The 20,309-nt window shown below is 56.5% G+C and carries 17 protein-coding genes; 9 read left to right on the top strand and 8 right to left on the bottom strand.

Annotated features, from left to right (window positions below; all coding sequences use genetic code 11):
* Positions 1–101 precede the first annotated feature (101 nt).
* The 4 genes from kdpC to kdpF form a co-directional block, all read right to left on the bottom strand.
* Positions 102–647, bottom strand: coding sequence for a potassium-transporting ATPase subunit KdpC (kdpC, locus tag HU759_RS09360; protein WP_017136081.1), 546 nt, complete (start codon positions 645–647; stop codon positions 102–104).
* Between the two features lie 75 nt (positions 648–722).
* Positions 723–2,780 carry a potassium-transporting ATPase subunit KdpB gene (gene kdpB / locus HU759_RS09355; RefSeq protein WP_026013603.1) on the bottom strand — a complete coding sequence of 686 codons (2,058 nt, stop codon included), beginning with the start codon at positions 2,778–2,780 and terminating at the stop codon, positions 723–725.
* A gap of 21 nt (positions 2,781–2,801) precedes the next feature.
* Positions 2,802–4,502: a potassium-transporting ATPase subunit KdpA gene (gene kdpA, locus HU759_RS09350; RefSeq protein ID WP_170038953.1), complete on the bottom strand. Its 1,701-nt coding sequence runs from the start codon at positions 4,500–4,502 to the stop codon at positions 2,802–2,804.
* A 9-nt stretch (positions 4,503–4,511) separates the two neighbouring features.
* A complete protein-coding gene (gene kdpF, locus HU759_RS09345; RefSeq protein ID WP_003218754.1) occupies positions 4,512–4,601 on the bottom strand; it encodes a K(+)-transporting ATPase subunit F in 90 nt (29 codons plus the stop codon).
* 396 nt (positions 4,602–4,997) lie between these two features.
* Here kdpF and eat point away from each other — a divergent pair, with 396 nt between their 5' ends.
* Together eat and HU759_RS09335 are read left to right on the top strand one after the other, a co-directional pair.
* Positions 4,998–6,362 carry an ethanolamine permease gene (gene eat, locus HU759_RS09340; RefSeq protein ID WP_017136084.1) on the top strand — a complete coding sequence of 455 codons (1,365 nt, stop codon included), beginning with the start codon at positions 4,998–5,000 and terminating at the stop codon, positions 6,360–6,362.
* A 111-nt stretch (positions 6,363–6,473) separates the two neighbouring features.
* On the top strand, positions 6,474–6,641 hold the full coding sequence (locus HU759_RS09335) for a DUF2897 family protein (RefSeq protein ID WP_017136085.1): 168 nt from the start codon (positions 6,474–6,476) through the stop codon (positions 6,639–6,641).
* 6 nt (positions 6,642–6,647) lie between these two features.
* Here the strand turns inward: HU759_RS09335 and HU759_RS09330 are convergent, their stop codons facing one another.
* Together HU759_RS09330 and HU759_RS09325 are read right to left on the bottom strand one after the other, a co-directional pair.
* On the bottom strand, positions 6,648–7,496 hold the full coding sequence (locus HU759_RS09330) for a DUF1989 domain-containing protein (RefSeq protein WP_169985679.1): 849 nt from the start codon (positions 7,494–7,496) through the stop codon (positions 6,648–6,650).
* Positions 7,497–7,511: 15 nt separating this feature from the next.
* Positions 7,512–8,156 carry a GntR family transcriptional regulator gene (locus tag HU759_RS09325; RefSeq protein WP_186617353.1) on the bottom strand — a complete coding sequence of 215 codons (645 nt, stop codon included), beginning with the start codon at positions 8,154–8,156 and terminating at the stop codon, positions 7,512–7,514.
* A gap of 133 nt (positions 8,157–8,289) precedes the next feature.
* Here HU759_RS09325 and HU759_RS09320 point away from each other — a divergent pair, with 133 nt between their 5' ends.
* The gene (locus HU759_RS09320; RefSeq protein ID WP_169985677.1) at positions 8,290–8,868 is read left to right on the top strand and encodes a TetR/AcrR family transcriptional regulator; all 579 of its coding nucleotides are present in this window, start codon (positions 8,290–8,292) and stop codon (positions 8,866–8,868) included.
* 27 nt (positions 8,869–8,895) lie between these two features.
* Here HU759_RS09320 and HU759_RS09315 read toward each other — a convergent pair whose 3' ends face one another.
* Together HU759_RS09315 and HU759_RS09310 are read right to left on the bottom strand one after the other, a co-directional pair.
* A complete protein-coding gene (locus tag HU759_RS09315; RefSeq protein WP_017136089.1) occupies positions 8,896–9,228 on the bottom strand; it encodes a helix-hairpin-helix domain-containing protein in 333 nt (110 codons plus the stop codon).
* A gap of 111 nt (positions 9,229–9,339) precedes the next feature.
* Entirely contained in the window at positions 9,340–11,334 is a 1,995-nt protein-coding gene (locus HU759_RS09310) for a nucleoside-diphosphate sugar epimerase/dehydratase (protein WP_099549089.1), read from the bottom strand.
* A 1,189-nt stretch (positions 11,335–12,523) separates the two neighbouring features.
* Between HU759_RS09310 and wecB the strand changes: the two genes are divergently transcribed.
* From wecB to asnB, 6 genes are all read left to right on the top strand, one after another.
* Complete coding sequence (gene wecB / locus HU759_RS09305) at positions 12,524–13,663, top strand: UDP-N-acetylglucosamine 2-epimerase (non-hydrolyzing) (protein ID WP_099549090.1); 1,140 nt, start codon at positions 12,524–12,526, stop codon at positions 13,661–13,663.
* Positions 13,660–14,925 carry a UDP-N-acetyl-D-mannosamine dehydrogenase gene (wecC, locus tag HU759_RS09300; RefSeq protein ID WP_099549091.1) on the top strand — a complete coding sequence of 422 codons (1,266 nt, stop codon included), beginning with the start codon at positions 13,660–13,662 and terminating at the stop codon, positions 14,923–14,925. Before wecB ends, wecC begins: the two co-directional genes overlap by 4 nt.
* A gap of 136 nt (positions 14,926–15,061) precedes the next feature.
* Positions 15,062–16,306 carry a hypothetical protein gene (locus tag HU759_RS09295; RefSeq protein WP_186617324.1) on the top strand — a complete coding sequence of 415 codons (1,245 nt, stop codon included), beginning with the start codon at positions 15,062–15,064 and terminating at the stop codon, positions 16,304–16,306.
* A gap of 2 nt (positions 16,307–16,308) precedes the next feature.
* Positions 16,309–16,770 (top strand): serine acetyltransferase, encoded by a 462-nt coding sequence (locus HU759_RS09290; protein ID WP_026013606.1) that lies wholly within the window; start codon positions 16,309–16,311, stop codon positions 16,768–16,770.
* A gap of 16 nt (positions 16,771–16,786) precedes the next feature.
* Complete coding sequence (locus HU759_RS09285; protein ID WP_186617322.1) at positions 16,787–18,409, top strand: O-antigen ligase family protein; 1,623 nt, start codon at positions 16,787–16,789, stop codon at positions 18,407–18,409.
* Complete coding sequence (asnB, locus tag HU759_RS09280) at positions 18,409–20,250, top strand: asparagine synthase (glutamine-hydrolyzing) (protein ID WP_186617320.1); 1,842 nt, start codon at positions 18,409–18,411, stop codon at positions 20,248–20,250. Before HU759_RS09285 ends, asnB begins: the two co-directional genes overlap by 1 nt.
* Positions 20,251–20,309 lie beyond the last annotated feature (59 nt).

The following is a 20,309-nucleotide window of genomic DNA, read 5'->3' as shown; positions in this document are numbered from 1 at the left end:
ATTTGGAATCCTTCAGGCCGTCATCGCGGGCAAGCCTGCTCCCACATTTGGAATGCATTTCCCTGTGGGAGCGGGCTTGCCCGCGATAACGGCACCACGGTTTACAACGTTTCCAGCGCCATGTTCAGCGCCAGCACATTCACCACCGGCGGCCCCACCAACGGGCTTTCGATGTGCTCATCGAGCAAGCGCTGCAGTGTAGACACGGGCACATTTCGCGCCGCCGCCACTCGCGCCAGTTGATAGGCAATCGCCGCCGGTGGCAAGTGCGGATCAAGGCCGCTGCCGGAGGTAGTCAGGGAGGCCAAAGGCACCGGCCCCTGGCCTGGCACCAACTGTTTATTCGCGTCATCAAAAATACGCGTGGCCAATGCCGGGTTGCTTGGGGCCAGGTTGCTGGCGCTGCTGGAGACCGTCGCAAACGCGCCAGCCGATGGGCGTGGGTGGAACCAGCTGTCACCGGTAAAATCCTGGGCGATCAGGCTGGAGCCGCGCACTTTGCCCTCGGCGTCACGCACCAGGCTGCCGTTGGCCTGGTCGGGGAACGCAACTTGGGCGACACCGGTGACCACCAGCGGGTAGGCAACGCCGGTGATCAGGGTCATGAGGACCAGCAGGCTCAGGGCCGGGCGGATCATGTTAGTCATCTTGAAATCCTCAATAAATCGAGTAACCACTGTGGCGAGGGAGCTTGCTCCCTCTCCACAAAAAGTGCGATCCAGTTACACCAGGTGCAGCGCGGTCAGGAGCATGTCGATCGCCTTGATGCCCACGAACGGCACCAAAAGCCCGCCCAACCCGTAGATCAGCAGGTTGCGGCGCAGCAACGCCGCCGCACTCGCCGCCTGTACGCGCACACCGCGCAGTGCCAGGGGAATCAACACCACGATAATCAGCGCGTTGAAGACGATCGCCGAGAGAATCGCGCTCTGCGGGCTTTGCAAATGCATCACGTTGAGCACGCCCAACTGCGGGTAGATCGAGGCAAACAGCGCCGGCAAAATCGCGAAGTATTTAGCCACGTCGTTGGCGATGGAAAAGGTCGTCAACGCACCGCGGGTCACCAGCAGTTCCTTGCCGATCTGCACCACGTCCAGCAGCTTGGTAGGGTCGCTGTCGAGGTCGACCATGTTGGCCGCTTCGCGAGCGGCCTGGGTGCCGTCGTTCATCGCCATGCCGACGTCGGCCTGGGCCAGCGCCGGAGCGTCGTTGGCGCCGTCGCCGCACATCGCAACCAGGCGACCGTCGTTCTGCTCGTGACGAATGCGGGCGAGTTTTTTCTCTGGCGTGGCTTCGGCCAGCACGTCGTCCACGCCCGCTTCAGCGGCAATCGCGGCGGCGGTCAACGGGTTGTCGCCGGTGACCATCACGGTGCGAATCCCCAGTTTGCGCAGTTCGGCGAAGCGTTCGCGGATGCCGGGTTTAACCACGTCCTTGAGGTGGATCGCGCCGAGCAGTTTGCCATCGGCGCATACCAGCAATGGCGTGCCGCCGCTCTGGGCGATCTTGTCGATTTCCCGCGAGAGTGCCGGCTGCAGGTCACGGCGTTGTTGGCCGATGAACGCCAGCAGTGAATCGACCGCGCCTTTGCGGAACACACGGCCTTGGTAGTCGACACCGGACAAGCGCGTTTCGGCACTGAACGGCACGGAGGTCAGCTCCTCCACGGTTGGCTCGGCCTGAGGGTGCAAAGCACGCAGGTATTCGACGATGGATTTGCCTTCCGCCGTGTCGTCCGCCAGGGACGCCAGCAACGCGCCTTCAGCCAGGTCGCGACCACTGACGCCAGGCGCTGCAATCACGGCTGCACAGCGACGGTTGCCGAAGGTGATGGTGCCGGTCTTGTCCAGCAGCAGCACATGCACGTCACCCGCCGCTTCCACCGCACGCCCGGATTTGGCGATGACGTTGAGGCGTACCAGGCGATCCATGCCGGCGATACCAATGGCCGATAACAGGCCGCCGATGGTGGTCGGAATCAGCGTCACCAGCAGCGCGACCAGGAACACCAGCGGCAAGCTGCCATTGGCGAAGTGGGCGAACGGCTGCAGGGTGACCACCACCAGCAGGAAGATCAGCGTGAGGCCGATCAGCAGGATATCCAGCGCCACTTCATTCGGGGTTTTCTGGCGTTTGGCGCCTTCCACCAGGGCGATCATGCGGTCCAGCGTGGACTCGCCCGGGTTGACGGTGATGCGGATCAGCAACCAGTCCGACACCAGCCGCGTGTTGCCGGTGACGGCCGAACGGTCGCCGCCGGATTCACGGATAACCGGTGCGGATTCGCCAGTGATCGCCGCCTCGTTGACGGCCGCGATACCTTCGATGACCTCGCCGTCACCGGGGATCATCTCCCCGGCCGCGACGCGCACCACATCACCTTTGCGCAGGCTGGTGGCCGGCACGACCTTGAAGCTGCCGTCGGCCTCTTTGCGGCGAGCGCTCAGGCCTTCGCTGCCGGCTTTGAGGCTGTCGGCGCGGGCCTTGCCGCGACCTTCGGCCAAGGCTTCGGCAAAGTTGGCGAACAGCACGGTGAACCACAGCCACACGGCGATTTGTACCGCCACAAAGGTCGGCACCGAAGTGTCCGGCACAAAGCACAACACGGTGGTGAGGATGGCGGTCAACTCGACCACCAGCATCACCGGCGAGCGTTGCAGTTGGCGTGGGTCCAGCTTGACGAAAGCCTGGACCAGCGCCGGACGCCAAAGAGCGGAGATGGCGGTTTTGGCCGGTTCCTGAGAACTCACAGGGGCCGCATTTTTTGCAGGCATATTCATTTTCATATCCCCTCTAGCTCTTTATTTAGGAGCAGCCATGCTCAGGTGTTCAGCAATTGGGCCCAGTGCCAGCGTCGGCAGGAAAGTCAGGCCGCCCACCAGCAAAATGGTCACGGTCAACAGGGTCACGAACAGTGGGCCATGGGTCGGGAAGCTGTTCTGGCCAATCGGTGCGGTTTTCTTCATCGCCAGGCTGCCGGCAAGGGCCAGTACCGGGAGGATGTAGCCGAAGCGGCCGATCAACATACCCAGGCCCATCATCAGGTTGTGGAACGTGGTGTTGGCACTGAAGCCGCCGAACGCCGAGCCGTTGTTGGCACTGGCCGAGGTGTAGGCATACAACAATTGACTGAAACCGTGCGGGCCGGGGTTGCTGATGGCCCCCGCCGGACCCGGCAGGCTGGCGGCGATGGCGCCCAGTACCAGGGTGCCGATCGGCATCACCAGCAAAGTCACCACCAGCAATTGCACTTCCTTGGCCTGCAGCTTCTTGCCCAGGTATTCCGGGGTGCGGCCGATCATCAGGCCGGCGAGGAACACCGCGATCAACACGTTGAGCAACATGCCGTACATACCGGCGCCGACGCCGCCGAAGATCACTTCGCCGACCATCATGTTGACCAGCGCCACCATGCCGCTCAGGGGGTTGAGGCTGTCGTGCATACCGTTGACCGAACCATTGGACGCCGCTGTAGTGGTGACCGACCACAACACGGTGGCAGTGGTACCGAAGCGCACCTCTTTACCTTCCAGCGGCGCGGTTTGCTCAACAGCTGGGTTGTTCAGGGTGGGGTTGGGCTGGTATTCGGCCCACAGCGAGGTCGCGCCGCCGATCAGGAACAAGGCCAGCATACAACCGAGGATCGCCCGGCTCTGACGCAGGTCTTTCACGTAATGGCCGAAGGTGAACACCAGCGCCACCGGGATCAGGATGATCGCCGACAACTCGAACAGGTTGGCCCAGGCAGTCGGGTTCTCAAACGGGTGCGCCGAGTTGACACCGAAGAACCCGCCACCGTTGGTGCCCAACTGCTTGATCGCAATCTGGCTGGCTGCCGGGCCGAGTGGGATCACTTGGTCCACGCCCTGCATCGTCACGGCATTCACATAGTGAGCGAAGGTTTGCGGCACGCCCTGCCACACCAGGAACAACGCGAACACCAGGCACATCGGCAGCAGGCCGTAGAGGGTGGCGCGGGTCATGTCGACCCAGAAGTTGCCCAGGGTCTTGGTGGATTTACGCCCGATACCACGGCACAACGCGACCAGCACAGCCAGGCCAGTGGCGGCGCTGACGAAGTTCTGCACGGTGAGACCGATCATCTGGCTGAGATAGCTCAGGGAGGCTTCACCGCTGTAGTTCTGCCAGTTGGTGTTGGTCATGAAACTGACCGCCGTGTTGAAGGCCAGCGTCCATTCCTGACCCGGCAATTTCTGCGGGTTCAGTGGGAGATATTCCTGGAACAACAACACGGTAAACAGCAACACAAAACCGGCCAGGTTGAACGCCAGCAGTGCCAGCGTGTACTTCTGCCAGCTCTGTTCCTGGTGCTCGTCCACGCCGGACAGGCGATAACAGGCGCGCTCGACAGGGCCGAGCACGGGCGAGAGCCAGGTGCGCTGGCCTTCCATCACCTTGTAGTAGAACCGCCCCAGGAACGGTGCCGGCACCAGTACCACGGCAAAGAAGGCGATGATCAGCCAATAGTCATAACTGTGCATAGCCTGCTCCTAGTTCCGATCCGCGCGTAACAGCGCAACCAGCAGATAAATGAACAGCGCCACGGCCAATAGCAGTGACACCCCGTCCAGAACGCTCATGGAAGTCTCTCCGTTTTGCGGCGATTGCCGCGTGTGGGGCAATTGTCGGCAGGAGTGGCGTAAAGGAACGAGAGCGAGGGTATGGGCGGGGCGTAAAGACGGCGTAAAGAGTGGGTTTATGCGGGGTTTACAGGGGGATTTTCAGCGCCTGGGCGGGCCTCATCGCGAGCATGCCCGGCTCCCACCATTGAAATGCATTCCCTGTGGGATCCGGGCTTGCCCGCGATGGCGTCGGTGAGGCCACCACCGCACCCATCTGGTGCGACGCCGAAAAAATTCAAACGCCAAACCGTCCCCATGGCGACAGTTCGGCGCCTTTACGACATGAGTTCGCGCAATGGCATGGCCGCTGCAACACCCAGTAATCATTCCAACCCGTTCAGGGAGCGCCACACGATGAACACACAACTCAAACCCACCTTGGGCACCCTGCATTTATGGGGCATTGCCGTCGGGCTGGTGATTTCCGGCGAATACTTTGGCTGGAGCTATGGCTGGGGCGTGGCCGGCACGCTGGGCTTTTTGGTGACCTCGTTGATGGTCGCCGCCATGTACACCTGCTTTATATTCAGTTTCACCGAACTGACCACCGCGATTCCTCACGCGGGCGGGCCGTTCGCCTACAGCCGTCGCGCCTTTGGCGAGAAAGGCGGTTTGATCGCGGGCCTGGCGACCTTGATCGAATTTGTCTTCGCACCACCCGCGATTGCCTTGGCCATCGGCGCTTACCTGAACGTGCAGTTCCCGGCACTCGATCCGAAACACGCGGCTGTGGGGGCCTACATCGTGTTCATGGGCCTGAATATCCTGGGGGTGAAGCTCGCCGCGACCTTTGAACTGGTGGTGTGCGTGCTCGCCGTCGCTGAATTGCTGGTGTTCATGGGCGTGGTCGCGCCGGCGTTCAGCTTCAGCAACTTTGCCCTGAACGGCTGGGCGGGTTCCGACACCTTTGGCGCACCGGCCATTGCCGGGATGTTTGCGGCCATTCCTTTCGCCATCTGGTTCTTCCTCGCCATCGAGGGCGCAGCCATGGCAGCTGAAGAGGCGAAAGATCCCAAGCGCACTATTCCAAAAGCCTACATCAGCGGCATCCTGACCTTGGTGATCCTGGCCATGGGCGTGATGTTCTTCGCCGGTGGCGTGGGCGACTGGCGCACCCTGTCGAACATCAACGACCCGCTGCCGCAGGCGATGAAAAGTGTGGTGGGCACCGGCTCTGGCTGGCTGCACATGCTGGTGTGGATTGGTCTGTTTGGCTTGGTGGCAAGCTTTCACGGCATCATCCTCGGCTATTCGCGGCAGTTCTTTGCCCTGGCCCGTGCTGGTTACTTGCCGCCGTTCCTGGCCAAACTGTCGCGTTTTCAGACACCGCACCGGGCCATTATCGCCGGCGGTGTGGTCGGTATCGCCGCGATCTACAGCGACGGCCTGATCAACCTGGGTGGCATGACGCTGACCGCAGCGATGATCACCATGGCGGTGTTCGGCGCCATTGTGATGTACATCATGAGCATGCTCAGCCTGTTCAAGCTGCGTAAGACCGAACCGCTGCTGGAGCGCACATTCCGCGCACCGGGCTATCCGATCGTGCCGGCTATTGCGCTGGTATTGGCGCTGGTGTGCCTGGTGGCCATGGCCTGGTTCAATGCGCTGATCGGCTTGATATTCCTGGGCTTTATGCTGGCGGGGTTCATCTACTTCCAGCTGACCGCCCAAGACCGTGCCGACGCACCGGCTGATGCGATGTTGACCGGGCGCTAAGGTTAACGAGGCGGAACAGGCCTACAATGAACTACTCAGAACGCCTGTTACTCAAAGCCGTTATTAGCGTGGGAACATCCTCCGACGCTGGTCCGCCTCAAGGAGAGCCTTATGCCGTGGTATGCGTGGTTGATTTTAGTGGTAGCGATCGGGTCGATCGTCGGTGGGCTGCTGATGCTGCGTGACAGCGCCAACAAGGTGGAACTCACCGACGAACAACGCAAACGCGTGGTCGAGCGCAACGCCCAGGCGGACGCCAAGGATGCGCAGGACCGCTGAAGCAGGTTATTCCCAGGCTGCCTTGGCAATATGCAAGCCGTGCTGCCCTTTGTAGGCAGCACGCTCAGGCTGGCTCCAGCCGTTGAGCAACTCCGCCTCCAAGCGATAGATCTCTACGCCCAGCGGGCGGCACACGGTCAATGGGTCTTGTGCGTCCGGCCCCCACATCGGTAGCGACAAGTCCCCGCCCGGGCACGTCGACAATGCGCAGAGCAAATCAATCTCTGCAAAAAACTCCAGGTAATCGCCCTTCTGCGCCGGGCAGGCTTTCATGAAGTACATGTCGTCATGATTAAGACCGGTGCACTGGAAAATATTCAGCACATCGTGCACGTCAAATTCGGTCAGGCCATGGGGCAGCACGGCGCGGGTCAAGTTGGAATGGCAATGGTGGTGGAAGTCTTCGCCGGTGAGCATGCGGTTCACATACGGGTCACAGCGAGTGCCGAGCAAATCGTGCAGGCGCCCACCGTGTTCATCGATGCCATAGCCCGCCAGGGAGTCATCGGTGATGGTTACCAAGGGGCGCAGAAACGGCAGGTTCGACCATAGCCGGTCATGGGTACTGACATGGGCGCCCTGCAACTGCCGCGTGCGTGCCGCCCATAGGCGTTCGCGCGGGTCATTGGCGTTCCACACGTTGAAATCGCCGACCTGTGGCCCTACCGGCGTTGTCACGCGAAACACATGCCCGGCCGGCACTTTCCACGCCCTGCCCGTGCGAATCGGCACTTCGAACTGCTCGATCAATGTGCGTTTACCCGCCTGGTCGCGAATACGTGCGTAGAAGGCCTTGTCCACTTGCAGCGCCGAGCCTTTGCTGACCTGATAGGCAGCCGGATAGTCTTTGTACATGGGTGCAATCCTCCATCAAGGGTAATCAAACAGCGCCAGGGACAGGCGTTCAGAATCGTGCAGGTAAAGGCTCATCGCCTCCTGCGCAGCTGGTTTATTGCCCTGCGCCAGCAAGGTGTAGATCTCACGATCACGCTCCAGCCAGGGCGACTGAAAACGTTGTTCATCGGGCGCCGCACAAAACACCAGGCGCAATTGAGCAATCACTTGGGCGAAAAACTCATCGAATAAAGGGCTGCGCATCAACCCGACAATGTGCTGGTGGAACACCAGGCTATGAGTGGCAACGGCGCGCCAATCTTCGCGCTCTCGCGCCAGCGTGGTGGCGTCGATGGCATTTTGCATACGCATGTCGTGGTCGCCCGTCAGCGTGCCACTCTGGGCGATGGCCTGCAGCTCAAGGGTACGGCGGACCACAAACAGGTCACGCACGTCGTCGCGCGCCACACGCCGGACCATCACGCCCTTGTTGCGCACATAACGGGTGAGCCCCTCCTGCCCCAAACGGTGTAACGCTTCGCGAATGGTATTGCGCGAGGCGTTGTAGCGCTTGACCAGGTCCACTTCGACCAGCGCCACACCTGGCAGCAGCCGCCCACCCATGATGTCGGCGCGCAGTTCAAGGGCAATCTGATCGGCTAAAGACAAGCTGAGCGTCATCATCGAGTCTCGATTGTTGAACAATTCATGCAGCAGATGTAATCACTTTTCATGCCAAGCCCGCTGAATGCCGTCTCTATGGGTAAACAGGTTCGACTCCGCTAAAATGCGCACTCGTTCTCGAGGCCGTCCTATGCGTTATTCAACAGACCACAAAGCCCAGACTCACCAACGCATCATCAAGGAAGCCTCCGTACGATTTCGCCGCGATGGTATTGGCGCCACCGGCCTGCAGCCCTTGATGAAAGCGTTGAACCTGACACACGGCGGGTTCTACGCGCATTTCAAGTCCAAGGATGAACTGGTGGACAAAGCCCTTCTGGCCGCCGCCGCAGAGCTGGATGCCCATTGCGCAATGTTGTTCAGCCAGAAACGGCCACTGGATGCGTTCATCGACAGCTACCTTTCGCAATGGCACCAGACCTCGCCGGGTGAAGGCTGCCCGCTGCCCACGATGTCGTCGGAGCTGGGCCTGCGAGGGCAGCATAGTCCGGTAACGGATGCGGTACTTGAAGCCAGGTTGACGCAGATCGACTCAGCATTGGAGCACCCAAAGGGGGAACACGAGAGCCTGGTACTGATGTCGACATTGGTGGGCGCATTGGTGTTGGCCAGAAGCGTCGAAAACCCGGGACTGGCAGCCCATATCATGGAAGTGGTACGCGGGTGTTTGAAAGAACAGGTCTCGGACAAACAGAAGGCCGGTCAATGACCGGCCTCTTGCCCAGGATTTACACCCTTAGTTGATTGCCAGCCTGTCGCGGTTTTTCTCCAGCAACGCCTTACCGATGCCTTTGACTTCCAGCAACTCGTCTACCGCCGTGAAAGGCCCGTTGCTGTCGCGATAGGCGATGATCGCCTTGGCCTTGGCGGCGCCAATACCGAACAGGTCGCGGCGCAGGACTTCAGCGTCGGCGGTGTTGAGATTGACCTTGGTGGATTGCTCGACGTTAGCCATCTGGGCCGTGATAGGCGCCGGGGCTTCGGGTTTGATGGAGGGGGCTGCGGTGGTTGCTACGGAGAGGCTGGTGAGGACTGCAAAGATCAGGGAAGAGATATAGGCGTTTTGCATTGGTGACACTCCATGACATCGGTAGAAGAAAAGCAGCTTTCCAAAAGCTGCTTTTCTAACTTAGGCGATGTGGGGAGAGAGTCAAAAACGGGTGAGTAACAGGGTGTTAACTCACGGCTCCAAACGGCGCTGCTGGTAGATCCAATCGACGATTTCGCCGTCGGGCGAGTAGCCACTGACTGTCTCGCGCAGGATCTGACGCACACGGGTGTAGTCGTCCTCACTCACCGCGCCGAGCAATTCGCTCAGTTTGCTTTTGAGTACGTCCCACGCCAGGTGATCCTCGTTGGCGCTCATAATCATCGGGTGCTGGGTAGCGACGACGTTGTTGCCGATCAGCAACTCCTCGTAAAGCTTTTCGCCTGGCCGCAATCCGGTGAACTCAATCGCGATATCCCCGAGAGGGTTTTTATCCGTGCGTACACTCAGCCCGGATAAATGAATCATCTTTTCCGCAAGCTCTACAATTTTTACGGGCTCACCCATGTCCAGAACGAACACGTCCCCCCCCTGCCCCATGGAACCGGCCTGGATCACCAGTTGGGCCGCTTCGGGGATGGTCATGAAATAACGCGTAATTTTTGGGTGTGTGACGGTCAATGGACCGCCTGCCTTGATCTGCCGGTGAAAAAGCGGAATCACTGAGCCGGAAGAACCCAGTACATTGCCGAACCTGACCATCGTGAAGCGCGTTTTGTTTACGCGGGCCACGCCAGACTTGTCGCCAAACATCACCGGCGCTTTTTCAACGCTGAGGGCTTGCAGGGCTAATTCTGCAAGGCGCTTGGTACTCCCCATCACATTAGTGGGGCGAACAGCCTTGTCGGTGGAAATCAGCACAAAGTTCACCACACCGGCCTTCAAGGCTGCCTGGGCGGTATTCAAAGTACCAATGATGTTATTCAAGACACCTTCGGCAATGTTGTGTTCGACAATCGGCACATGCTTGTACGCAGCCGCATGATAAACCGTGTCGACGTGCCAGCTCTTCATAACATCAAGTAATTTATTCTCGTCGCGTACCGAACCCAGAATGGGCAATAACTTAATGGGCATTGACTCATGCGCAACGCGGTGTTCAAGTTCGGACAGGATACTGTAGAGGTTAAATTCGCTGTGTTCGAACAAGAGTAAGGTCTTGGGTTTCTGCGTCAAAATCTGCCGGCATAGCTCAGACCCGATCGACCCCCCTGCTCCCGTGACCAAGACCGACTGGCCAACGATACAACGTGCAAGCAGGTCTTCCTGGGCTGGCACTGCATCACGCCCCAGCAAGTCGGCAATATCGACTTCCTGAATATCGTCGACCTTGACGCGGCCACTGGCCAGGTCCATAAAATCCGGAACACTGCGCACATGCAGCGGAAAACGCTCCAAGTTCGAGAGAATCTCACGCCTGCGCCCGCGGCCCGCCGAAGGCACTGCGAGCAATATCTGCTGAGCGCCTGTTGTGTCGATCATCTGCTGAATATGCTTGGGCTTGAACACCTGCAGCCCAGAGATGACACGACCTGCGATACTCCCGTCGTCATCGATAAAGGCGACCGGCCGCATGACACGCCCCATGCGCAACGCAGCAACCAATTGATTACCCGCCGAGCCGGCTCCGTAAATGGCAACTTTCGTCAAGCCATCATCACGATTGGTAAAGGGAACATGCTGTGCTGCAGAGAACCAATCCCCCATGAAGTACTGGCGCATCGCTAGTCTCAACCCGCCTACGGTAACCAGGCACAACCACCAATAATTGAAAATAACCGAGCGTGGAACAACGTATTGATGGTTGCTGTAAAGATAGACAGCCAAGCCAAGAATAAGTGAAGAAAGGCTCACCGCCTTGATAATAGTAATAAGTGCATCGTTACCAAAGTAACGCATGACGGCGCGGTACATGCCAAAGCGAACAAACAGGGGAATGGCAATAACCGGAGCGCTCACGAACAGCCATAAGTATCGCTGGATCGGTTGTTCCATCTCGGCAATTCCAAGCCGTACGACGAAGGCCAACCATAATGAAATCCACACCAGTACAATATCGACAAGCACCTGAAGAATGCGCTTGTGGCGGCGCGGCAGATTTAATAAAAAAACTCTCATCTTATCCATGCCCCTCTCCAACACTTTTCCACGCTCCTAGAATCAAAACCCTGCCCGCGAATAGACGAAAATAGCGATCCACAATGAATAACCCGCACTGAACAAAAATCGTACAGACGTGGCAACTGCATGAAAATCTCCTTTCAGAAAAATCGCACTCCTTTGACGACCTTTCCTTGGGTTAATAACCCCTATTCTGTACAGAAAATACCACGGTGGTACTCGACACCTACAGTAAACACCATAGATGGGATGATACCCTTGTTGTGTCGGAAATCCTTTGAAATCCTTTCTCAGCCCCAAAAAAAACCAGGACGGGTAGGCACTGACCCCTACGAAACCGCGGGGTTCGAGCGCTCACGAACAAAAAATGGCGAACACCTGACAAGCTGCTAGGCTTGGCCCGAGACGTTGAGTTGCAGCCGTATCATTAGCTAGCACAGCAACAGTATCGTATAGCAAAATGTAACAAAAATGGTCACCCTTAAAACAATACGAGAGAGGCTGATGCCACCGTCGATGTTCATTAATGGTATAGCTGGACTCTAAGTCCCTTAATCTAGAACGTCCCGCGAATGCCCTTTTAGAGCCAGTCGAACAGCTGTTCCATTCCAATCTTGGAAAAAACACGCCTAAAGAGGCTATACTCCGCAACGCGTTCACCTGCGCCGCTACAGCGGAAAGCGCTGTAGGAAAAATCTGTAAGCATCCGCCGCGACAAAATAATGACCGGATCACCCGCACTTGACGGTTGACTTTAATCATAGAGATGCTAATCCGCGATCATGTTTTAACGAAACTAACCAGCCCCAATGCAAGCCAATTTTTGCCTTGGAGCCGAATGGGAGGGATACTTTCGAGTATGCGCACTACTTGCTGAGTGATCATCGCAGGTGTACATACGCACTGCCAAACGGGACGAAAGGAGGACGCCCGAGAATTTTCACTAGACCCAGGCAAATGGCTTGGAATTCGCACGAACCTCAACTCACGGGCCTGCAACTGCCTGCGAGTGGAATTCCAAAAAATAACGCATGCACAACTATCAGATGTCATGTTTCCACTATCTGATTGTGCTGTCCCGCGGCCCTGCGCCCTGGCATAGCGTGTGCAAAAACGTATCACAACTGACGGCACCCTAATCCGCGGATTATGACGTAAGCGTGCATTGATTTTTACTTTAAGTAGCGGTGTTGCGATGACTTTAAGAACCCTGTGTGTATTCGGCACACGACCTGAAGCAATCAAAATGGCTCCCTTGGCGTTGAGCCTTGCAGCAGATGAGCGCTTCACTGCCAAGGTCTGCGTGACTGGACAGCACCGAGAAATGCTCGACCAAGTGCTCAGTCTCTTTGAAATCAAGCCTGATTTCGATTTGAACATCATGAAGTCCGGCCAGGATCTGACCGATGTCACGAGTGCCATCTTGCAGGGAATGAAAACTGTCTTCGCAACCTTCAAACCGGATATTGTCCTGGTCCATGGCGACACAGCGACGACGTTCGCCACCACATTGGCCGCTTACTATCACCAAATTCCTGTGGCTCACGTCGAAGCCGGCCTGCGCACCGGAAACCTCTATTCTCCGTGGCCTGAAGAGGCAAACCGCAAGCTGACTGGCGCTCTTGCGGCATTGCACTTCGCACCCACTGAAACGTCCAGGCAGAATTTGCTGAGAGAGGGGGTCGCAAGCCAAAGCGTCCATGTGACCGGCAACACTGTCATTGACGCGTTGCTGGATGTGGTGGGCCGAATCAAGACCCGTCCTGCCCTGCAACAGCAATTTCACCAGCAGTTCTCGTTTCTGGGCGATTGCCAGCGAGTGATCCTGGTCACGGGTCATCGCCGCGAAAGTTTCGGCGGTGGCTTTGAGAATATCTGCCAGGCCTTGATCAATACGGCCCTGGAGTTCCCCGATGTCGAGATTGTGTACCCCGTTCACCTGAATCCGAATGTACGCGAGCCAGTCAATCGCCTGCTCAGCGACATCCAGAATATCCATCTGATCGAACCCCTGGATTATCTGCCCTTTGTGTATTTGATGGATCGCTCTTATCTAATTTTGAGTGATTCAGGTGGCATTCAGGAAGAGGCCCCCTCTTTAGGTAAACCTGTGCTGGTGATGCGTGACACCACAGAGCGTCCAGAGGCGGTTGACGCGGGCACAGTCAAACTTGTCGGGACTGAAATTGAGGCCATTACCTCTAACTTGAGAGTCTTGCTGACTGATGTTGAAGCCTATGGCCAGATGAGCTTCGCTCACAACCCCTATGGTGACGGAAAAGCATCCGCACGAATTCTCGATGTACTTTCACGAATTAAAAAGGCTAATTCATGAGCTTTGAAACTGTTTCTGTAGTCGGCCTCGGCTATATAGGGCTTCCGACGGCAGCTGTTTTCGCTGCACGTAAGAAAAAAGTCATTGGCGTCGACGTCAACCCGAACACAGTTGCAACCATCAACCGCGGCGAAATCCATATTATCGAACCGGATCTGGATATCGTCGTACGGGCCGCCGTTACCGAAGGCTATTTGCGGGCAACTCTAACCGCAGAGCCGGCCGATGCCTTCCTGATTGCCGTCCCGACACCGTTCAAGGGCGATCACGAACCCGATCTTTCCTACATCGAATCAGCCAGCCGAGCCATTGCTCCCGTCCTGAAAAAGGGTGACTTGGTCGTGCTGGAATCAACCTCCCCAGTCGGGGCTACCGAGCAAATGTCTGCCTGGCTGGCAGAAGCCCGTCCGGACCTGACATTTCCGCAAACCCATGGCGCAGAGTCGGACATCCGCATAGCGCATTGCCCCGAGCGCGTGCTGCCGGGTCACGTACTGCGGGAGTTGATCGAAAACGATCGCATCATCGGCGGGCTTACCAGCAAATGTTCAGAAGCAGCGCGGTCTCTGTATAAAACATTCGTTGAGGGTGAATGCATCATCACCGACGCCCGCACCGCCGAAATGTGCAAACTCACAGAGAACAGCTTTCGCGACGTGAATATCGCGTTTGCCAATGAACTGTCGATGATCTGCGACGAACTCAACATCAATGTATGGGAGCTGATCCGCCTTGCGAATCACCACCCTCGCGTTAATATCCTGCAACCTGGCCCCGGTGTGGGCGGTCACTGCATCGCTGTCGACCCCTGGTTCATTGTCAGCAAAACGCCCGCCCTGGCACGCCTGATCCGCACCGCAAGGGAAGTGAATGACAGCAAGCCAAAGTGGGTATTGGAGCAGGTTCAACTGGCTATCGGTCAATTCCTGCAGGAACACCCGTCGAAAACCGCCAAGGACGTTACGGTTGCCTGCCTCGGGCTGGCCTTCAAGCCGGACATCGACGACTTGCGTGAAAGTCCATCCTTAGAGATCACCGCACACATTGCCCAGTCCCATCCCGGTACTGTTCTGGCGATTGAACCGAATATCGCGCACCTGCCGGCTCGCCTTGAAGGTATTGCAACCCTGAGCGGAATCGATCAGGCGCTGTCATCTGCGCACGTGATTGTCCTGCTGGTCGATCACAGCGTATTCAAGAAAATCCCGGGCGCACGCCTGTCCTCGCTCAAAGTCATCGACACACGCGGTGTGTGGGCTTGAAAAAAGCTTGATGAATACCGCTTGGAAATCGACGCAAGCCGTTAGTATTGCGTCGGTTTCCGAGCACCGAGCTGGGCACGTTTGTTAAATGATCATGCAATTGCATTTGTCATGATGAGGTTCAAGAGGTTCTGGCATGGTCAATTTATTGATCCAGGTGCTGACACTGATAAGTGGCCTGGTTGTTAACTTTGTGATTCCCGGACTTTACGGCTTGGAAGCGTACGGCGCATTCATCAAGGCCAACGTGCTGGTATTTTTATTTCAAAAACTGTTGGATATCGTCAATGAGCAGCTGATTGCCACCGTGGAGGCCGAGTACATTCTGGTGACTTCATTATTTATGGCCGTACTGATTTTTGTACTGTTCAGCGCTGTGAACCTGATTGACCACATTGGCAACCCACTCCTGCTTGGGGTGATGCTTTTGAGCTCGGCATGCCTGTTATCGCTGTTCGGGCTACGCCTGCAACGCTGGATCGTGGCCTACCTGGTGCTATTTCTTGGCGTGTTTTTCACGCTCCTGTTTATCAGCTACCAACAAATAGTCTCGCTGACTATCGTCGACATACTGATTCTGACCAACTTGATTCCGTGCGCGTTTGCGGTAGCGGTGCTGTTTTTCAAAGGTGCGAAACTGCCCGTCGGCAAACAGCTGCTGCAGACCTGCCAAGGTGTGCTGCTGTTATTACCCAGAATGATATCCATCACCCTGGTGTTCAATCTGTTCACCAACATCTTGCCCTTCATTCTTTCCAAGAGCCTGCCCGTGCGCGACCTTGGATTGTTCAGGGTCATCGTCTCGATCATTCAATCCGCTACCAGCCTGTTCCCCATCAACGTCAGGGCAGTGTTTGTCGCCTTCGTCTCGGGCGGGCAACGCCAAGCGCAATATAGAATCATCACGTCGATCGCTATTTTCTACTTCGCGTTGGTAGGCTTATCGGGGTACGCAGCGGTTTGGCTGTTCCCTCAGTACTCGAACTATCTGGTGATGCTGCCCTGCCTGCCAGTGCTGTACTGGGCAGTGGTAACAGAGCGCTATCTGGTCGCCTCCGGCCTGCACCGTAAAGTCATCGTGGCAAACCTTGTCATTGCCCCACTGGCCATAACGAGCATGATTCTGTTTGTCAAAGACTTGAACCAGGCACAGTTGTTCTACGCTATCGGGTTCTCGGCCTACTTGTTGTTCCTGCACATAAGCTGCCGTCCAGACATTCGCTTGCCGGTAGTTTTTTGGGTCGCCTTACTCTCTCCCCTGACTATCTTTTTGACACACATCAGCCTGGTCTGGGCCGTGCTGTATATGTGCTCGCTCATGATCATTGCAGTGGGAGCACTCCAGCTTCGACCCGCTGATCTTCGCACGCTGAGGTTTTAACCGTGAACGCAGTAAAACTTTATCGAGTTGGAAACTGGCTGCACCGGCGTCGAGTGCCGTTATTACCAGGCCTTGTTCGAAATGTGATTTTCCTACTGTTCAACTCTTACATTCCAATTACCGCAACGATCGGAAGGGGCACGATATTCGCCTATGGCGCGATCGGCGTTGTACTGCACGCAAATGCCAAGGTTGGCGACGGCTGTGTGCTGGGCCAAGGCATCACCATCGGCGCCGCTGAGGGTTATGTCACCAGCGAGATCAATCGCTGCCCCGTCATCGGTGACAACTGCTACATAGGGGCCGGGGCAAAGATCATTGGCGATATCGTCATCGGCAATAACTGTCAAATTGGCGCTTCAGCGGTCGTATTGAAAGACGTGCCTGATAATTCAATCGTTGTGGGAATACCCGCAAAAGTGATTGGACAAACAGCCAGCGACTATAAAGCCATACGCCCTTGAACAATGGAGTACCGCAATGCGTCAACCTGACTGCGTAAAAAATTCCATGGCGATCACGGCGGCAGCGCTCATCGCCATTTTATTTATGCTGGATCCTGGCGTGCTTTTCTACACGGCCATTATCGGCAGCGCTTTATTGGTATTGACGGCCATCATGTCGCCTTGGCTGGGTTTATTGGCGCTATTCCCATTGGCCTTTGCTCTCCACCCCGCGCCCACTTCGTTGGGCGCTCAGGAAGTGGCGTTTGCTGCCCTGCTGGTGACGGTATTCCTCAGCGCATTGATCAAATTGCTCCGTACTCTGGGTTTTACATCGGTCCTGCGCCTGTTCGCCGCGCCATTGCTAATAGGCCTTGGGTTTCTAGTGCTGAACCTGGTTGTAGCGATGTACCACCATGTTCCGATGACTGATTGGCTCAGAGGGGTCGTGCCCTTTCTGTTTATCTATGCACTGATCCCGATCTGCGCTCTTGTAGGCCGCGAAGAAAACAACGTTCGTTGGCTCGGCGCTTCGGTGGGAACCCTGATTTTATTGACCGCAGGCTACATCGTTTTCTATTACTTCTATCACGGTCTGTGGCAGCCGTACTGGACCCTTGAGGTCAACGGGGAGATGGTAAAAATCCCTTATGAAGAAGCGCTGCGCAACGTTAACGCACAGGGCCCAATGCGTGATCGCATCACCATGGTGCTGGCGCAAGCAACCGACGCGATCCTGCCGCTGGGCATGGTGCTCGGCTATGTCGTCGGCACGCTGACGCCTGACCGAAGGGTTGCATGGATCAGTGGCCTGATATCGCTGCTGTGCACAGCCGCCGTGCTGATCACATTCACACGAAGCATGCTGATCAGTGCATTTCTCGTCATTGGCTTGTTCGCGCTCTATACCTTTTTCGCGCGCAGGCACTTATGGCTAAAAGTAGTATCCGGCATTGTCATTCAAGCGCTGTTTTGCCTTGTGTTTATTTTTGCCACCGGCATGCAAGACGTATGGCTCGGGCGCATGAACTCCCTGGCGAATACTGCATTACCTATCGCAACCTCTTCCATTGCGTCCATGGGAGAGAAACACACGCAACCTGACGCTGCGGCGCCTGTAGCCTCCGAATCCAAGCCCGCTGCCAACGAGAAGCAGGACTTCAACGTCTCTTCCCGGGTACAGGAATATAAAATCGCCTGGCGCATGTTTCAGGACCACCCCGCGCTGGGCAATGGTATCGGGATCAAACACGAGATGCGCTGGGAGAGACCCGGCGGTGATTCATTCACGGAGTCAGTTGGCTATATCCATAACTGGCCACTGTACATGCTGATGGTCGGCGGCGTCTTAGGGCTGCTGATGTACATCACTGTCCTCGGTGCTCCCGTTTTATATCGGTTCACCACTCTAAAATCCGACCCCGCTCACCTCACCGTGATTCGCACGGCGGTCATGACGCTGGCGATCTACGGGTTGTTCTTCGCGGTGTTTCGCCTGATCTCTTTCAACTTACTGCTCGCAGCAGCTTGGGGCGTAATGCTGGCGCATAAGCATTCAAATCAAATGATGGGTACCGCCTTGCCTGACGGGCATACAGCGTCACTCTCCAACACCAGGCCGGAAACGGTCGTCAAAGACCCCAGGGAGACGTCGGTATAATGTGTGGCCTCAGCTTTTTTGCAGTCAAAGACGGTGTACCCGAGACCCAGGCCCAAATGGAAAAAAGCCTGGCGGTTACACGGCACCGTGGCCCGGATGCATCCGGCACCTATTTCGCCAGTGTCGCGGGCTATCAGGTAGGGCTAGGACACAACAGGCTGAGCATCCTGGATTTGTCACCGACTGGCAGCCAGCCGATGTTTGCCGACAATCATGGTGTAAGTATCGTGTTCAATGGCGAGGTGTTTAACCATCACGAATTGCGCCGGCAACTGATCGAAAAAGGCTATACCTTCAAAGGCACCTCCGATACCGAAGTTATCCTGCAATTGTACGTAGAACATCAAGAGCAGGCCTTTGCACTGCTTGAAGGCATGTTCACGTTTGTCATATTGGATGAGCCGCGCCAAAAAACCTTTCTGGTAAGGGACGTCGTTGGCATCAAGCCGGTGTATTGCTACACCGGCGTCGACGGCTTCTACGCCTGCTCAGAAATCCGCGGCCTGAAATGTTTTTCGCAGGTAAACACCGACATAGACCCTGATGATGTCTTTGAGTTTTTCAACAACGGCTTTCTCTACGAGCCCAACACCGGCTACACATCCATCAAGAAACTGATGCCCGGTAGTTACCTGGCGTTCGACCTGGCAACCGGCAAGATGACAACCCAGCGTTACCAGAGCGCCATGCACTTCAAGACCGAGCAAAGCCTCGTGCAGGATGTGCGTTCTGCCGTGACGCGCCAATTGGAAGCGGACGTCCCGGTCGGGGTATTTTTCAGTGGTGGCGCAGACTCCAGCATCCTGGCAAGTTTCACCGGTGATGCTGACTTATTTTTTGCACAGTACGACGCAACGGACGACTCCGCTGTCGATACGAAGTTTTCCGCCAGGATCGCCGAACACCTTGGCAAAAAGCTGGTGGTCACGGAGATTCTCGACTCAGATATAGACCCCTTCGAGTCCATCGACTTCGTCGCTGCCAACACCGAAGAACTGGTATCCGACTATACGTTCTGGGCAACCTACCGCTTGTCCACCGAAGCCAGGAAAAGTGGATATACCGTCATGCTCAGTGGCATGGGCGGAGATGAGGCGTTTGCAGGATACCCACGCTACACAGTACTCAAGCATCACACACTCATCAGGCTGCTGTATCCCGCATTAAGTGCACTGCTAAAACTCAAGTTATTTCCAAAGCGGCTCGACAAAAAGTTCGAACGGTTGGTGTCCTATGCTCAGGAAAACTATTGGCCCCTGGCGTATTCGCGCATGCTGGGGTACTTCTCCCGCCAAGAGTTGCAGGGCTTTTTTCGTGACTACAACGAGCTTGAACGACACTACAAGCAACGCCTGTCCGGCGTAATGGATCAGTACAGCGGCGCCGTTGAAGACAAAGTCAAATGTGCACAGCATTTTGACCAGACAGGCTTCTTGAGCCATAACCTGAGTGTCTCGGACAAGGCCAGTATGTTGGCCAGTATCGAACTGCGCGTTCCGTTGCTGGACGAGCGTGTGGTGGCCAGCGGTCTTGCAACCTCAAGTGCAGATTTGCTTAAAGGCGGAGCGCCAAAGGCCCCACTCAAACAGCTCCTGAAAAGTCTGCTTCCCGCCTCATTGGTTGATCGCCCCAAAACAGGCTTCAACCCACCTCTGGATGGCATTATTCAACGCATAGGCCAACAACGCCTGCTCGCCGAGTTCGAGCGCATCTACACCTATGTGGCCCGAGGAGAGGTGGAAAAATTAGTGAACAATCATTTTTCAGGCAGCGCAAACAACACCTACAAACTCTGGCAGGTGTTGTACTTCGAGCGCTGGCTGAAAATAAATTTCCCTTAACTGGCGTCAGTCAATACTCACTACTTTAACTTTCAAGTGACTGACCTAAGCAGGACGTT

Origin of the sequence: Pseudomonas sp. OE 28.3 (assembly GCF_014268205.2) — a bacterium.
GTDB lineage: Bacteria > Pseudomonadota > Gammaproteobacteria > Pseudomonadales > Pseudomonadaceae > Aquipseudomonas > Aquipseudomonas edaphica.
This window is presented reverse-complemented; position numbering and strand designations above follow the sequence as displayed.

Bases quoted from the DNA above. Each gene is read 5' to 3' on its own strand.
- HU759_RS09315 (WP_017136089.1), bottom strand. From the start codon at position 9,228: ATGCAAAACGCCTATATCTCTTCCCTGATCTTTGCAGTCCTCACCAGC.
- asnB (WP_186617320.1), top strand. From the start codon at position 18,409: ATGTGTGGCCTCAGCTTTTTTGCAGTCAAAGACGGTGTACCCGAGACC.
- kdpF (WP_003218754.1), bottom strand. From the start codon at position 4,601: ATGAGCGTTCTGGACGGGGTGTCACTGCTATTGGCCGTGGCGCTGTTC.
- eat (WP_017136084.1), top strand. From the start codon at position 4,998: ATGAACACACAACTCAAACCCACCTTGGGCACCCTGCATTTATGGGGC.
- kdpA (WP_170038953.1), bottom strand. From the start codon at position 4,502: ATGCACAGTTATGACTATTGGCTGATCATCGCCTTCTTTGCCGTGGTA.
- HU759_RS09320 (WP_169985677.1), top strand. From the start codon at position 8,290: ATGCGTTATTCAACAGACCACAAAGCCCAGACTCACCAACGCATCATC.
- kdpB (WP_026013603.1), bottom strand. From the start codon at position 2,780: ATGAATATGCCTGCAAAAAATGCGGCCCCTGTGAGTTCTCAGGAACCG.
- HU759_RS09335 (WP_017136085.1), top strand. From the start codon at position 6,474: ATGCCGTGGTATGCGTGGTTGATTTTAGTGGTAGCGATCGGGTCGATC.
- HU759_RS09295 (WP_186617324.1), top strand. From the start codon at position 15,062: ATGGTCAATTTATTGATCCAGGTGCTGACACTGATAAGTGGCCTGGTT.
- HU759_RS09285 (WP_186617322.1), top strand. From the start codon at position 16,787: ATGCGTCAACCTGACTGCGTAAAAAATTCCATGGCGATCACGGCGGCA.
- HU759_RS09330 (WP_169985679.1), bottom strand. From the start codon at position 7,496: ATGTACAAAGACTATCCGGCTGCCTATCAGGTCAGCAAAGGCTCGGCG.
- wecB (WP_099549090.1), top strand. From the start codon at position 12,524: ATGACTTTAAGAACCCTGTGTGTATTCGGCACACGACCTGAAGCAATC.
- HU759_RS09325 (WP_186617353.1), bottom strand. From the start codon at position 8,156: ATGACGCTCAGCTTGTCTTTAGCCGATCAGATTGCCCTTGAACTGCGC.
- kdpC (WP_017136081.1), bottom strand. From the start codon at position 647: ATGACTAACATGATCCGCCCGGCCCTGAGCCTGCTGGTCCTCATGACC.
- HU759_RS09310 (WP_099549089.1), bottom strand. From the start codon at position 11,334: ATGGATAAGATGAGAGTTTTTTTATTAAATCTGCCGCGCCGCCACAAG.
- wecC (WP_099549091.1), top strand. From the start codon at position 13,660: ATGAGCTTTGAAACTGTTTCTGTAGTCGGCCTCGGCTATATAGGGCTT.